The sequence below is a fragment of the Shinella granuli genome (assembly GCF_004341885.1).
GTDB classification, from domain to species: domain Bacteria; phylum Pseudomonadota; class Alphaproteobacteria; order Rhizobiales; family Rhizobiaceae; genus Shinella; species Shinella granuli.
Genome location: NZ_SLVX01000023.1, coordinates 65,627 through 79,488 on the forward strand (window position 1 = coordinate 65,627; position 13,862 = coordinate 79,488).

Annotated in this window: 12 protein-coding genes; 3 read left to right on the forward strand and 9 right to left on the reverse strand. The window is 66.6% G+C overall.

From position 1 onward, the window contains the following. Window positions 1-23: 23 nt before the first annotated feature. The 6 genes from EV665_RS25795 to EV665_RS25820 form a co-directional block, all read right to left on the reverse strand. Window positions 24-932 carry a sugar phosphate isomerase/epimerase family protein gene (locus EV665_RS25795; protein WP_064329020.1) on the reverse strand — a complete coding sequence of 303 codons (909 nt, stop codon included), beginning with the start codon at window positions 930-932 and terminating at the stop codon, window positions 24-26. Window positions 933-1,017: 85 nt separating this feature from the next. Next, window positions 1,018-1,956 carry an ABC transporter substrate-binding protein gene (locus EV665_RS25800; RefSeq protein WP_064332399.1) on the reverse strand — a complete coding sequence of 313 codons (939 nt, stop codon included), beginning with the start codon at window positions 1,954-1,956 and terminating at the stop codon, window positions 1,018-1,020. 68 nt (window positions 1,957-2,024) lie between these two features. After that, window positions 2,025-3,008, reverse strand: coding sequence for an ABC transporter permease subunit (locus EV665_RS25805; protein WP_133036262.1), 984 nt, complete (start codon window positions 3,006-3,008; stop codon window positions 2,025-2,027). A 32-nt stretch (window positions 3,009-3,040) separates the two neighbouring features. Next, the gene (locus tag EV665_RS25810; protein WP_133036263.1) at window positions 3,041-4,582 is read right to left on the reverse strand and encodes a sugar ABC transporter ATP-binding protein; all 1,542 of its coding nucleotides are present in this window, start codon (window positions 4,580-4,582) and stop codon (window positions 3,041-3,043) included. Continuing rightward, window positions 4,579-5,982: an FGGY-family carbohydrate kinase gene (locus EV665_RS25815; protein ID WP_133036264.1), complete on the reverse strand. Its 1,404-nt coding sequence runs from the start codon at window positions 5,980-5,982 to the stop codon at window positions 4,579-4,581. Before EV665_RS25815 ends, EV665_RS25810 begins: the two co-directional genes overlap by 4 nt. After that, window positions 5,979-6,758, reverse strand: a complete 780-nt coding sequence (locus EV665_RS25820; protein WP_133036265.1) for a DeoR/GlpR family DNA-binding transcription regulator — start codon at window positions 6,756-6,758, stop codon at window positions 5,979-5,981. Before EV665_RS25820 ends, EV665_RS25815 begins: the two co-directional genes overlap by 4 nt. A gap of 194 nt (window positions 6,759-6,952) precedes the next feature. On the opposite strand from EV665_RS25820, the gene EV665_RS25825 reads away from it, so the two are divergent. Genes EV665_RS25825 through EV665_RS25835 form a run of 3 tightly spaced genes read left to right on the forward strand, consistent with a single transcriptional unit; the run spans window position 6,953 to window position 10,145 of the window. After that, window positions 6,953-8,035 carry a class II aldolase/adducin family protein gene (locus tag EV665_RS25825; RefSeq protein WP_064329016.1) on the forward strand — a complete coding sequence of 361 codons (1,083 nt, stop codon included), beginning with the start codon at window positions 6,953-6,955 and terminating at the stop codon, window positions 8,033-8,035. Continuing rightward, complete coding sequence (locus EV665_RS25830; protein ID WP_133036266.1) at window positions 8,032-9,309, forward strand: FGGY-family carbohydrate kinase; 1,278 nt, start codon at window positions 8,032-8,034, stop codon at window positions 9,307-9,309. The genes EV665_RS25825 and EV665_RS25830 overlap by 4 nt, the downstream gene beginning before the upstream one ends. Beyond that, complete coding sequence (locus tag EV665_RS25835) at window positions 9,306-10,145, forward strand: TIGR01459 family HAD-type hydrolase (protein ID WP_133036267.1); 840 nt, start codon at window positions 9,306-9,308, stop codon at window positions 10,143-10,145. Before EV665_RS25830 ends, EV665_RS25835 begins: the two co-directional genes overlap by 4 nt. A gap of 135 nt (window positions 10,146-10,280) precedes the next feature. Here EV665_RS25835 and yjfF read toward each other — a convergent pair whose 3' ends face one another. Genes yjfF through ytfR form a run of 3 tightly spaced genes read right to left on the reverse strand, consistent with a single transcriptional unit; the run spans window position 10,281 to window position 13,788 of the window. Continuing rightward, window positions 10,281-11,249 (reverse strand): galactofuranose ABC transporter, permease protein YjfF, encoded by a 969-nt coding sequence (yjfF, locus tag EV665_RS25840; protein WP_133036268.1) that lies wholly within the window; start codon window positions 11,247-11,249, stop codon window positions 10,281-10,283. Further along, the gene (locus EV665_RS25845; RefSeq protein ID WP_133036269.1) at window positions 11,246-12,271 is read right to left on the reverse strand and encodes an ABC transporter permease; all 1,026 of its coding nucleotides are present in this window, start codon (window positions 12,269-12,271) and stop codon (window positions 11,246-11,248) included. The genes yjfF and EV665_RS25845 overlap by 4 nt, the downstream gene beginning before the upstream one ends. After that, window positions 12,268-13,788 (reverse strand): galactofuranose ABC transporter, ATP-binding protein YtfR, encoded by a 1,521-nt coding sequence (gene ytfR / locus EV665_RS25850; RefSeq protein ID WP_133036270.1) that lies wholly within the window; start codon window positions 13,786-13,788, stop codon window positions 12,268-12,270. Before ytfR ends, EV665_RS25845 begins: the two co-directional genes overlap by 4 nt. Between the last annotated feature and the right edge of the window lie 74 nt (window positions 13,789-13,862).

A 13,862-nucleotide genomic window follows, 5' to 3' on the forward strand; every position in this document is an offset into this window, starting at 1 on the left:
GCGCCACCCAGATCACATCACCTTCACTCTATCGGCTGGGCAGGCAGATGAGCCTGGCGAACAAGCTCACCCTTGAGACGGGCCGTCTCAAGGCCGAGCTCGATGAACCGATGGGCGTGGCGAGCGAGCGCGACGTTGTCGTCCCACAGGTTGCGCCAGATCGCGGTCTTCAGCGAGAGGTCCTTGTCGACGATGGTGGTCGAGAAGGACTCGAACGTCACGTAGTCGTCCCAGCCGATTGCCGCCAGCGCATCGAAAATCGCCCGGAAATCGATCGTGCCCGTACCGAGATAGCCGCGATGGCTTTCGCCGATATGGATATAGCCGATCCTGTCGGCGGCATGGCGGATCGCCAGGCCCACATCGGCCTCCTCGATGTTCATGTGGAACGTGTCGAGATGCAGGAAGACGTTCGAGGCGCCCGTGTCGCGGATATAGGCGATGCCCTGGGCCGCCGTATTGAGCATGTTGCTCTCAAAGCGGTTGACGATCTCCAGGTTGAGCGTGACGCCCGCGGCCTTTGCGCGGTCGGCGACCTTGGAAAGCGCGGTAACGCTGGTGTCCCAGCCCTTCTTGGTCAGCGCATGTTCCTGCTTGCCGTGCGCGGAGCTGAGGATGCCGGCGAGCTTCGTGCCGCCGAGATCGCGCACCAGTGCCACGGCCCGGTCGAGGATGGCGACGCCGTTGGCGACGACCGAGGCGTCCTCGCTCGAAATGTCGCCTTCCGGCGGCAGTCCCATGCTGACGGCGACGTCAAGGCCGCGTTCGCGGATGCGGCCGGCGAGCCAGGCGACGTCGACCTGGCTGGGATCGAGATAGGAGAATTCGATGAGCTTATAGCCGAGCCTGTGCGTGTTCTCGAGCGCCTTTTCAAGCGCATCGCGCGAGGAGCCAGCGCTCCAGACAAAGGAATGAACACCGATCTTCGACATATCCCGGCCACTTTCTGAACTGGATTGAAACAGGATCGCTCGGGCACCCTGCCGAAGCCGGGTGCCCGAGCGTCTGGGAGGAACGTTAGCGGGCCGCGGTCCAGCCCTGGTAGTCCTTGATGTTGTCTGCCGTAATGAGCTGCGGGTCGAGCAGCACGACCGGCTCGGCCGGCGTGTTGCCGTTCAGCACCTCGACGCCGAGCTTCAGGGCCTGGCCGGCCATGACGTACGGATCCTGCGAGGCGGAGGCCTTGATCATGGAATCGCCGCTCGCGAGCGACTTTTCGATGTCGGGCGCGCCGTCGACGGCGGTGAGGAAGAACTCGCTGCGGTTCAGTTGCTTGGCGGCAAGTTCCGCGCCGATCGCCGTCGGGTCGTTGATGGCGAAGACGGCATCGATCTTGTCGAAACGGGTGAGCAGGCCCTGCATCACGGCAAGGCCGCCGTCGCGCGAGCCCTGGCCGTTCTGGTCGTCGGACAGGATCTTGATGTCGGCGTGTTTGCCGAGCGCATCCTTGCAGCCTTGGACGCGGTCGAGGATCGAGGAGGAGGCCGGGCCGTTGATGATGACGACGTCGCCCTTGCCGCCGAGCTTGTCGGCGATGTAGTTGCAGGCCTCTTCGCCGGCCTTGACGTTGTTGGTCATGACGGTGACGTCTGCGCCCGGCGCGGACACGTCGAAGGCGGCGACCACGACGCCGGCGGCCTGGGCCTTCTTGACGGCCGGCGCGATGGCCTTGGCGTCAACGGCGTTCAGCATGATGATGTCGACACCGGCGGCGATGAAGCTGTCGATCTGCGAGACCTGCTTGTTGAGGTCGTAGTCGGCGGAAACGGAGATGACTTCGACGTTCGGGTTGATCTCCTTGGCGCGGTCCTCGATGCCCTTGATGGTGGCGACGAAGAACGGGTTGCCGAGCAGGCCGACCGAAATGCCGATCTTGTTGAGGTCCTTGGCGGCTGCAGGCATGCAGAGAGCGGCGGCCATGGCGGTGCCGACGAGCAACTTGGGCATAAGACGCATGTTTTCCTCCATTGTGGCGCGTTTGGCGCCGTTGTTTCCGGTCGCCGACCGGTTCGTTCAGCCGGACCTCACGTCCGACCAAGCCCCTTGAGCCTGTACCGATCGAGACCGACGGCGACGATGATGACGAGGCCCTTGATGATGTACTGCCAGATGTCCGAGACCCCCACGAGGATGAGGCCGTTGGAGAGCACGGCGATGATGAGCGCGCCGATGAGCGTGCCCCAGATGGACCCGACGCCGCCGACGAAACTGGTGCCACCGAGGATGACGGCCGCGATGGCGTCGAGTTCGTAGGCCTGGCCGAGCTGCAGGCCGTTCGCCGCGTAGAGGCGGGCGGCCGACATGGCGCCGCCGAGGCCGGAGAGCAGGCCGGACATCGAATAGACGAAGAGCAGCACCAGCGGCACCTTGATGCCGGTCAGCCGCGCGGCCTCGGAATTGCCGCCGACGGCGTAGATCCAGGTGCCGAGCACGGTGCGCTTGAGGATGAACCAGGAGACGAGGATCGTCGCCATGGCGATGACGGCGAGCCAGGGAAGTCCGAACAGCGTTCCGTTGCCGATAAAGTCGAACGGCAGGTCCGGGTTGAAGACGGTCGTATCGTTTCCGAGCAGGCGCGCCACGCCGCGAATGGCGGTCAGGGAGCCGAGCGTGACGATGAAGGGCGGCAGCTTCAGCCAAGCGATGATCGCGCCGTTGAGGAAGCCGCAGGCAAGGCCGGCAGCGATCGCCGCAGGAATGCCGAGCATGCCGAGGTCAGGCACGAGCGAGACGATGACGGCGATCATGGCCGAGGCGGCAAGGATCGAGCCGACGGAAAGGTCGATGCCGCCCGTCAGGATGACGAAGGTCATGCCGGCGGCGAGCACCGTGTTGATCGAGGCCTGCTGCATGACGATGGACAGGTTGTTGACGGAGAGGAAGCGGCCGGAAAGCAGATGGAAGCCGATCGCCAGCAGCACGAGGACCGGCAGCATGCCGAGCGCCGTCAGCGTCGAGCGCAGTTTCAGCTTGTCCATCCGGGCCTGTTCGGTTTCACTTGCGCTCATGGTTCCGTTCCGTCTTCTTCCGTTGCCGTTTGTCAGGCCGCATGGCCGGCGATGCCGGTTGCCAGCGCCATGATCGCTTCCTGCCCGATCGGTTGCTCGGCCGAGCCCGTGACCTCGCCGGCGATATGCCCCTCGCGCATGACCAGCACACGGTCGGCGATGCCGAGGATTTCCGGCAGGTCGCTGGAGATGACGACGATGGCGATGCCGTTCTGGGCAAGCTCGTCGATGATGCGGTAGATTTCCGACTTGGCGCCGACATCGACGCCGCGCGTCGGCTCGTCGAGGATGATGGCCTTGGGCTTCGTCTCCAGCAGGCGCGCGAGCAGCGCCTTCTGCTGATTGCCGCCCGAGAGCGCACCGGCATTGATCTGCGTGCCGGCCGTGCGGATCGACAGCGCCCGCACCGCATGCGCCGCCCGCTCCCTTGCCCTGGCGAAGTTGAGCACGCCGCCGGCCTTCGCATCGCCGGCGATGACGCCGATGTTGATGTTGTCGCTGATCGACATGTCGAGGAAGAGGCCGAGCGTCTTGCGGTCTTCCGTAAGGTAGGCGATGCCCGAGTCGAGCGCATCGCGCGGAGAGGTTATGGCAAGCGGCCTGCCGTTCAGCGTGATCTCGCCCGAGGTTTTCCGGTCGGCGCCATAGATGAGGCGGGCAAGCTCCGTGCGGCCGGAGCCGACGAGGCCGGCAACGCCCAGTACCTCGCCCGCGCGTACGTCGAAGGAGCAATCGTGCACCCTGACGCCGTCGCCGACATTTTTCACCGAGAGCACGGCGGCGCGTTCGCCTGTCACCTGCCGGTGCTCCTTCTTGTAGAAGGACGAGAGATCGCGGCCGACCATCATCGAGACGAGCTTGTTCGCCGAAAGGTCCGCGCGCTCCAGCGTGCCCACATAGGCGCCGTCGCGCAGAACGCTCACCCGGTCGGAGAGCTGGTAGATCTCCTCCATGCGGTGGCTGATATAGATGATCGCGATGCCCTCGGCCTTGAGGCGGGCGATGACGTCGAAGAGCCTGTCGGTCTCGCGGGTGGTCAGCGACGTCGTCGGCTCGTCCATGACGATGATCCGTGCATTGGTCGTCAGCGCCCGGGCGATCTCCACCATCTGCCGTTCGCCAAGCGACAGCTCCGCCACGCGCCGGGCAGAGTCGAAGCCGATGCCGAGCTGCTTGAGGATCGGCTCGGCCCGCCGGCGCATCTCGGCCCGGTCCGCAAGGCCGAAACGGGACGGCTCGTTGCCGAGGAACATGTTCTGCGCGACCGTCAGGTTCGGCGCGAGCGAAAGCTCCTGGTAGATGACGGCGATGCCGTAGGCCTTGGCCCTGAGGGGATCGCCGAGCACGACCGGCGCGCCGTCGATGAGCACCGAGCCGCCCGGATCGGCCGTATAGGCGCCCGACAGGATCTTCATCAGCGTCGACTTGCCGGCGCCGTTCTCGCCCATCAGCGAATGCACCTCGCCGGGATGGACGGACAGGCTCACATTCGACAGCGCCTTCGAGGCCCCGAACGTCTTGCTGATATCGCGCATTTCGAGGAGCACGTGCTGCTGGCTCGCCGTTACGGTCATGCGCATCTCTCCTTTGCTCCGCCCCGCTCACCGGCAGCCATGGCATCGACATGCCGGCGCCATTCCCGGCGGTAGTCCTCAAGGCCGGCGATGCTCGCCGTGCTCGCCGTGGCGCAGTCGTTGACGAAGGGATTGCGGCCGGCGGCATCGAAGACGAGGGCCGCGGCGCCGAAGGCGCTGCCTTCGGGATTGGCACTGGTATGCACGGTCTGGTCTGGCCGCAGGGCCGCGAGCACGGAGGCATAGAGCCCTGTCTTCACCAGGCCGCCATCGATGACGATCGTGTTCTTCGAGCCGATGAGGTCGAGCGACAGGTCGGTCATCAGCGCGACATAGAGCATGGCGACGGCCGCGCGTTCCTCGCCATCGACCGCCGGGCCGATGAAGCGCCCTTCATGGCCGGGCATCGGGCCGCCGGCGGCGAAGGAGGGCAGCGCGAAAGCCCGTCTGGCGATGACCGAAGCGACGGCTTGCGGCGAAACCGGCTTTGTCCAGCCACCGCTTGCGACATCGTATTCCCGCCCGCCCATGAAGCGGATGGTCGCGACCGGCTGGTGACCGACCGTCACGTTGGCCAGCATGTCGCGCCCCGCATCGAGTGTTTCGAGCGGGCTTGCCGGGTTGAAGATGATGACCCAGGTTCCGGTCGAAACCAGCGTGAAGTCGCAAAAGCCGAGCGAACGATAGAAATAGAGGGCGGCATTGCTGTCATGAACGCCGTTGTGCACGGCGACATCGACGGTGCGCCCGTCGTCGAGCCGGACGGCATGGGTTCCGATCGCGCTGCCGGCGCTTGCGAAGCCCGGCATCTTGTCGCGCCAACCCATGCGGTCGACGAGGCTGCTGAAATCGTCCTTCAGCGGCGCCCAGAGATTGGAATGGCAGCCGAGATAGGAGACCTCGCAAACCGCGCGGCCGGAGAATTTCCAGCTCCAGAACTGCGGATAGGAGAGGATGGCCTCCACCTTGCCGATCAAGGCCGGATCGCGCGCGTCGAGCCACAGGAGATGCCGCCCGTAGTTGAAGCCGAGAGGCAGGGGCGGCGAAAAGGTCTCGCTGAAATCCGGCGCCATCGCATCGATGCGCGCGGCGATATCGGCGGGCGGCTCCTGTTCGTAGTCGAGGATGGCGTGGACGAGCCTGTCGCCCGCCGTCAGCGCGAAGGTGCAGCCATGGCCGGAGAACATGATGCGATCGACGCCATGCGCCGCGACGACACGGGCAAGCTCCCCTTTCATCCAGTCGAACAGCGCGGCGTCGTCGAGCACGCGCAAGTCCGCCGCCTGACGCCACACGGGCCGGGTGCGCGCCTCGTCGATCACCCGCCCTTCTGCCGAGACGACGAAGAGCTTCGAATTGGTCTTGCCGAGATCGAAGACGGCGAGAGGGCTCTGGCTCAACCTGCGCCTCCCGTCGTCGCGATCATGATGTTGACGCCGGCGTCTTCCAGCATCCTGGCGGCGGCGTCCGTGAGGCCGTCGTCGGTGATGATGGTGCCGATGCGCGAGAGGGGCAGGACGGCGTTGCGCGGCTGGATGGAGAATTTGCGGCTGTCGGCGAGCAGCACGATCTCGTCGGCGCAGGCCGCAAGCTCGCCGATCACCTTGACGAGCAGCGGATGGGATTCGAGCAGGCCCTTGCCGCTGATGCCCTGCGTGCCCACGAAGAGGCGCGAGGCGAAGAAGCCCGGCGAGCCGGCCGCCGCGTCGTGGATGATGCCGGGCTCGCGGTAAAGCTCGCCGCCGGCAATCGAAAGCTGGCAGGTGCCGTGCTCGCCGAGATAGGCGGCGAGCGGCATGGAATTGGTCCAGATGCGCAGGTTGCGCTGCGCCAGCAGGATGCCGAGCTGGTAGCAGGTGGAGCCGGCATGGACGATGATGGAATCCCCGTCGCGCACCAGGCCAGCGGCCATCGCCGCGATCGCCCGCTTCGCCTCCACGGCGATATCCCGGTTCTCGTCATAGGGCCGCGCCGAGAGCCGTGCGCTGTCGCCCGCCTCGATGGCCGAGATGCCGCCATAGACTTTTCGCGCGCGACCGAGCTCGTGGAGCTTGTCGATATCCCGGCGGATCGTGGCGGGGGAGACTCCGAGATGTTCCTGGAGGTCCCGCACCGAAGCGAAGGGGGTCTCGCGCAAGAGGTCGATGATGGCTTTGTGGCGCTCGGTGTCGTTCACGACGTCTCCTCCCGGCGTCTCCCTCGCCGATGAATGAAGACAATCATACTCACGCGAAATTATCAACAGGAATGACGAAAATTATTCACTATTGACGATATGTGATCATAAAAATACCATTCATTGAAAAGTTCGCTCATTCTCGTTGCCAAGCAAGCGTGGCGCGGCAAGACGGTTCAAAGGAGGAGGCCGGCATGGCTTCGGGCATTCGGGCGCAGGACATTCCCGCCTTCGAGGCATTTCTCGATCTTTCGCGGCAGATCGGCAGCGACGTGCTGCAAACGCAGGGCGCCGGCGGCAACACCTCCTTCAAGCGCGACGGCGTGATGTGGGTGAAGGCATCGGGCACCTGGCTTGCCCATGCCGGCGCACGCGACATCATGGTGCCGCTGGCGGTGGCGCCGCTGGTGGAGGCGTTGCGGCAGCGGGATCCGAGCGCCGAAAAGGCCACCGACTTCATCGTTTCCCAATTGAATGCCTCGGGTCTTCGGCCGTCGATCGAAGCGAGCTTCCATGCCGTACTGCCGCAGGCGGTCGTTGCCCACTATCACTGCGTCAACGCCATCGCACTTTCGGTTCTGGCGGACCGGGAGAGGCTCGTCGCCGAACGGCTGGCGAGGCTGCCGGACCTCACCTGGGCGGCCATTCCCTACCGTCGCCCCGGCACGCCGCTCGCCCGCGAGATCGAGAGCGTGGCCGCGAGCCGGCCGGATATCCTGATCCTCTACAATCACGGCATCATCGTCACCGGTGAGACGGTGGAGGAGGTGCGCGAGCGCATCGCCCGCGTTACCGCCGCCCTCGCCGTCGAAGAGCGCGCCGCCGCGCCGGCCAATCCGGCGGCGCTGACAACCCTCGCGGACGGGTCGGATTTCCACGCGGCTGAGGACACCGGCAGCCACAAGACCGCGCTCAGCCCGGCAAGCATCGCCATGGCGACCGGCGGGTCGCTCTACCCGGACCATGTCATCTTCCTCGGTACGGAAATCGGCGTCCTTGCCCGGGACGAGACGGCGACGGCCTATTGCGAGGCGCGCCTTGCGCAAAACCGCGCCATCCCGAAAATGCTTCTCGTGCCGGGGTTTGGCGTCCTGCTGGCGAACGAACTGACCGATGGCGGGCGTGTCATGGCGCGGTGCCTCGCCGAAGTCGTCGCCCGCATTCCCGAAGGCGCGCCCGTCGTCTATCTCGGACCGGAGCAGGAGCATGAATTGACCCATTGGGAGGCGGAACAATATCGGCAGGCGCTCGACCGCAAGGCGAGCCAGCGGGCATGAACGCGCCAGGCAAGCCCGCAACCGCGCTCGGCATCGACATCGGCACGTCAGGGGTGCGCGCGGCAGCTCTTGCAGCGGATGGCACGCCCCTCGACATGTCCGCCTTTCCCTTCCCGAGCGCGCCCGCGGGGCGCATGCCCGGCATGTGGTGGGCGGGCGTGCAATCCTGTCTTGCGGCGCTTTCCGCGCGCCTGTCCTTCGCCGCCATCGAGGGTGTGGCGGTCGATGGCACCTCCGGCACGATGGTCGCGCTCGACGCCACCGGCCAGCCGGTCGGCGAGGCGCTGATGTACAACGATCCTTGCCCCGACCCGGCGATCATCGAGCGGATCGCCGCTCACGCGCCGGCCGATAGCCCCGCGCGCGGGGCGACGTCCGCGCTCGCCCGCGCCATCCACCTGTCGCGCCGTCCCGGAGTCCGTACGGTCGTACATCAGGCAGACTGGATCCTCCTGAAGCTCGGCCTTGCCACGGCGACGAGCGACGAGAACAATGCGCTGAAGACCGGCTACGACCTTGCCACCGAGCGCTGGCCGGACTGGCTGGAAGCGTGCGGAATGGACATCGCCCTCTTGCCGGCGGTCGAGCGCGCCGGCGCGCTTCTGGCGGATATCGGGCCGGCGGGCCGGGCGCTGGGCCTGCCGGCCGGCTGCCGCTATCATGCGGGCACGACGGACGGCTGCGCCTCCTTCCTGGCGACGGGCGCCTCGGCCATAGGCGACGGCGTCACCGCCCTCGGCTCGACGCTGGTCGTCAAGCTGGCCTCGGCCCGGCCGATCGATGCGGCCGGCTATGGCATCTATTCGCACAGGGTTCTGGATTTCTGGCTTGCGGGCGGAGCGTCCAATTCGGGCGGCGCGGTCATCCGCAGCTTCTTCGACGACGCGCAATTGAAAGCCATGACGCCGCATCTGCAGCCGGACGTGCCGACCGACCTTGCCTATTATCCGCTCGCAAGGCCCGGCGAGCGCTTCCCCGTCAACGATCCCGCCTATCCGCCACGGCTGGAGCCGCGCCCGGCCGATGACGTCGTGTTCTTCCAGGCAATGCTCGAAGGCATCACCGTCATCGAGAAATCGGGTTACGACCGGCTGGTCGAGCTCGGTGGGCCCAAGGTGCGCTCCGTGCGCACGGTCGGCGGGGGGGCAACCAACCCCGCTTGGACGAGAATGCGGGAAAACGCGCTCGGTGTTCCCTTCCTTGCCGCCCGGTCAGCCGAAGCGGCCGTCGGCACGGCGTCGCTGGTCCTTGCCGGAAAGGCCCGGTGGTCATGAGCCTTGCCCCGCGGACGACCCTCGCTGCCCTCGCCGAACGCTACGACGCCTTTCTCGTCGACCAGTTCGGCGTGCTGCGCGATGACGAACGGGCCTATAGCGGTGCCAACGAGGCCTTGCTCCGGCTGAAGGCATTGGGGAAAACCGTCATCCTCCTTTCCAATTCGGGACGAAGCGGCGACTACAATGCCGGGCGCCTGGTAAAGCTCGGCTTCGATCGCGCGGGCTTCGATCGTTTCCTGACCTCCGGCGATGTCGCCCACGATATCCTGGCCCGCGAAACGGCCGGTAGACCGGGGACACGCTGCCTGACGATCTCGAGCGGCGGCGACCGCAACCTTGCCGACGCGCTCGGTTTCGAAAATGTCGAGGACGCGGCGCTTGCGGATATCGTGATCATCTCGGGCAGCGAGGCGGAGAGGGTGCCACTCTCTGCCTACCGCGAGCGGCTGGAGCCGGCCGCACGACGCGGCGTGCCCTGCTACTGCACGAACCCTGACCGTCACAAGCTCGCCAAGGGTGGCGTCACCGCACCGGGCGCCGGCAGCATCGCGCTTGCCTATCAGGCGCTCGGCGGTCCCGTCCGCTGGTTCGGCAAACCCTATCCCGCGATCTACCAGCAGGCCCGATCCCTGCTTTCCGACATTGCCAGCGATCGCACTATCTGCATCGGCGACAGCATCGAACACGATATTGCCGGCGCCACCAGGGCAGGCTTGGCCTCCTGCCTCGTCCGGACGGGCGTGTTGGCGGGCAGTGCCGAAAGCGACCTGGCCGTGATCTCCGACACGCATGGTGCTCGGCCTGATTTCGTGATGGAACGCTTCGCAGTCTGAGTGACTGGATGCACGCAGGATCGCAGTCGCGACACCGGTGCCTGGACGTGACCCGCGTGCCGATGCGGGCGCGCGGCACGACGAGCCCCATGGCGGCCGAGGCTCCATCCAGGTGCGGCCGGAAGAGGATGGTCCTTATGCATGCCGCCGCCGTCGGCCCGTGAACTGGATCAGGCCCTTCTGGAGAAGGATGAAGGCGAAGAGCAGGGCGCCGATCAGGATCTTCGTCCACCAGCTCGACAGCGACCCGTCGAAGGTGATGTAGGTCTGGATGAGGCCCTGGATGAGAATGCCGACCAGCGTGCCGGCGACGAAGCCGGAGCCACCGGTCAAAAGCGTGCCGCCGATGACGACCGCCGCGATGGCATCGAGCTCCACGCCCACCGTCGCCAACGAATAGCCAGCCGACGTATAGAGCGAGAAGACGATGCCCGAGAGGCCGGCGAGGAAGCCCGACAGCGCATAGATCAGGATCGTCGTGCGGCCGGTCGGTACGCCCATAAGCTGCGCCGTCGCCGCCCCGCCGCCGAGCGCATAGACATTGGCGCCGAAGCGGGTGCGGTGCGCGACGAGGATGCCGGCGGCGAAGACGAGGAGCATCAGGCCGCCGATCAGCGTGATGCGCCCGCCGCCGGGCAGCGTGTAGTAGAGGCTCTTCAGCGTGGCGTAGAACGGGTGCCGGATCGGGATGGAATCGATCGTCAGCACGAAGGCCATGCCGCGCGCCAGGAACATGCCGGCGAGCGTGACGATGAAGGGCGGCATTTCGAGGTGATGGATGATCGCCCCCATCAGCGCACCGAAGGCCGTGGTGATGACAAGCGCCAGCACGAAGGCGGCGAGCGGGTGGATCGCGGTCGATTGCAGGAGCACCGCGAGGAAGACGCCGGTGAAGGCGATGACCGCGCCGATGGAAAGGTCGATGCCGCCCGACAGGATGACGAAGGTCATGCCGACGGCGGCGATGCCGAGGAAGGCATTGTCCGTCAGGAGGTTGCCCATCACCCGGGTCGACAGCATGTTCGGATATTGCGCGATGCAGACGGCATAGGCGATCAGGAAGATCGCGATCGTCGCGGCGAGGGGAAGGTAGCGCTGGTTCATTTCGCCTCCTGCTCCGTCTTCCCGTCCTCGGCCCGCGGGCGGGAGAGGAAGGCGAAGGCCGACTGCGCGCGCGGCGACTGGATGATGAGAATCATGACGATGATCGCCGCCTTGATGATGAGATTGAATTCGGGCGGGAAGCCGGAAAGCAGGATGCCCGTGTTGATCGACTGGATGATCAGCGCGCCGATGAGCGAGGCGGCGATGGAAAAGCGCCCGCCGAGCAGCGAGGTGCCGCCGACGACGACCGCGAGGATCGCATCCAGCTCCAGCCAGAGGCCGGCATTGTTGGCGTCCGCCCCGCGGATATCGGCCGCCGCGATGATGCCGGCAATGGCCGCGCAGAGGCCGGACAGCATGTAGGCGGCAATCAGGAGCACGCCCGTCGAGACGCCCGAGAGCGTGGCGGCGCGCCGGTTGACGCCGAGCGCCTCGATCAGCATGCCGAGCGCCGTGCGGCGCACGAGCAGAGCAACGGCGATGCCGAAGGCGAGCCAGATGACGACGGGCATGGGCAGGCCGAGAAGCGCGCCGCTGCCGATGAAGATGAGCCCGGGATCGTTGAAGGTGAGGATCGCCCCCTCGGTGACGAGCTGCGCGATGCCGCGGCCGGCGACCATCAGCACCAGCGTCGCGATGATCGGCTGGATATCGAGCACGGCGACGAGGATGCCGTTCCACAGGCCGCACAGGATGCCCGTGGCGAGCGTGATCAAAAGGGTAGTCGCCAACCCGTGGCCGGAGGTGATGCAGGCGGCCGCGACCGCGCCGCAGATCGCCATCACCGCCCCGACCGACAGGTCGATGCCCTTGGTGGCGATGACCACCGTCATGCCGATGGCGAGCAGCGCGACGGGTGCGCCGCGGTTGAGGATGTCGACGAGGCTGCCATAGAGCCGGCCGTTCTGCATTTCGAGGCGGAAGAAGCCGGGAAAGGCGAGGGAGACCATCACGAGGATGACGGCAAGCGCGGCGGCCTGGGGCAAGAGCCTGACGGCATAGGCTTTCAGCGCGGACGTCATGCCTCCACCCTCCCCGCCGACGCGGCGATCGCCTCGACGATGCCGTCCGTCGTGACCGCGCTGCCCGTGAGTTCGGCGACATGCGCCCGGTCGCGCAGCACGATGACGCGGCTCGAATAGGCGACGAGTTCTTCCAGTTCCGAGGAGATCACGATCAGCGACATGCCTTTCTCGCACAGCGATTCGATGAGGCGGATGATCTCCGCATGGGCGCCGACATCGATGCCGCGCGTCGGCTCGTCGAGGATGAGGAAATCGGGATTGGTGGCGAGCCAGCGGGCAAGGATCGCCTTCTGCTGGTTGCCGCCGGAGAGCAGCCGGATCGGCTTTTCCCGGTCGCTGGTGCGGATGTCCAGCGCCTTGATGTAACGGTCGGCGAGCTGGTCCTGCTCGCCGCGGCTGATCGGCCGCGCCCAGCCGCGTCGGGCCTGGAGGGCGAGCGCGATGTTCTCGCGCACCGAGAGATCGCCGACGATGCCGTCGACCTTGCGGTCCTCCGGACAGAAGCCGAACTTCTCGCGGATGGCGGCGCGGGGCGAGGAGAGGTCGAGCGCCCGCCCGTCCGCCTGCGCCGTGCCGCTGTCTGCCCGCTCGGCGCCGAAGAGGATCTCCGCCGTCTCCGTGCGGCCGGAGCCGAGCAGGCCCGCAATGCCGACCACCTCGCCGGCGCATATGTCGAGGTCGAAGGGCTGGATATGGCCCTTGCGGCCGAAACCGCGGAAGCGGAAGCGCACGTCGCCGGCCTCTCCCCTCGCCCCGTGGCCGCCGGCGACTTCCTGCACCAGCTCGCGGCCGAGCATCATGGCGATCAGCTCGCGGCGCGGCAGGTCCGCGGTCGCGCGCGTGCCGACAAGCCCGCCGTTGCGCAGCACCGTGATGCGGTCGGAGATCTCGTAGACCTGTTCAAGAAAATGGGTGATGAAGACGATGCCGAGGCCGCGCTCCCTGAGGCGCCGCACGATGCGGAAGAGCATGGCGACCTCGTGCGCGTCGAGGCTCGCCGTCGGCTCGTCGAGGATCAGCACCTTGCCGGAGAGATCGACGGCCCTGGCGATGGCGACGACCTGCTGGACGGCGACGGAATAGGCGGCAAGCCCGGCGGTGACGTCGATGTCGAGATCGTATTCGGCAAGCAGCGCTTTCGCCCGCCGGTTCATCTTGCGCGCGCTGACGAGGCCGAAACGCCGCGGCTGGCGGCCGAGGAAGAGGTTTTCGGCGACCGTGAGGTTCGCCAGCAGGTTCACCTCCTGGTAGACCGTGCCGATGCCGAGATTCTGCGCTTCCAGCGTGCTCTGCGGATCGATGTCCGCACCGTCGAGCACGATGCGCCCGCCGTCGCGGGCATAGGCGCCGGTGAGGCACTTGACGAGCGTCGACTTGCCCGCGCCGTTTTCGCCGAGCAGCGCATGCACCTCGCCGCGATGAAGCGAAAAGTCGACGCGGTTCAAGGCCCGCGCACCCGGGAAGATCTTGTCGATCCCCGTTGCCGAGAGAACATGGGAACTGTCAGGCTGCATGATCCGACCCCGATGACAATGGCCGCCCGCCGTCTCCCCGGAGACGACGGGCGGGCTAGGTGGATGCCTGCGCC

Excerpts from the sequence above, each read along its gene's own strand:
- EV665_RS25795 (WP_064329020.1), bottom strand. The coding sequence starts at position 932 with ATGTCGAAGATCGGTGTTCATTCCTTTGTCTGGAGCGCTGGCTCCTCG.
- EV665_RS25800 (WP_064332399.1), bottom strand. The coding sequence starts at position 1,956 with ATGCGTCTTATGCCCAAGTTGCTCGTCGGCACCGCCATGGCCGCCGCT.
- EV665_RS25805 (WP_133036262.1), bottom strand. The coding sequence starts at position 3,008 with ATGAGCGCAAGTGAAACCGAACAGGCCCGGATGGACAAGCTGAAACTG.
- EV665_RS25810 (WP_133036263.1), bottom strand. The coding sequence starts at position 4,582 with ATGACCGTAACGGCGAGCCAGCAGCACGTGCTCCTCGAAATGCGCGAT.
- EV665_RS25825 (WP_064329016.1), top strand. The coding sequence starts at position 6,953 with ATGGCTTCGGGCATTCGGGCGCAGGACATTCCCGCCTTCGAGGCATTT.
- EV665_RS25830 (WP_133036266.1), top strand. The coding sequence starts at position 8,032 with ATGAACGCGCCAGGCAAGCCCGCAACCGCGCTCGGCATCGACATCGGC.
- EV665_RS25835 (WP_133036267.1), top strand. The coding sequence starts at position 9,306 with ATGAGCCTTGCCCCGCGGACGACCCTCGCTGCCCTCGCCGAACGCTAC.
- yjfF (WP_133036268.1), bottom strand. The coding sequence starts at position 11,249 with ATGAACCAGCGCTACCTTCCCCTCGCCGCGACGATCGCGATCTTCCTG.
- EV665_RS25845 (WP_133036269.1), bottom strand. The coding sequence starts at position 12,271 with ATGACGTCCGCGCTGAAAGCCTATGCCGTCAGGCTCTTGCCCCAGGCC.
- ytfR (WP_133036270.1), bottom strand. The coding sequence starts at position 13,788 with ATGCAGCCTGACAGTTCCCATGTTCTCTCGGCAACGGGGATCGACAAG.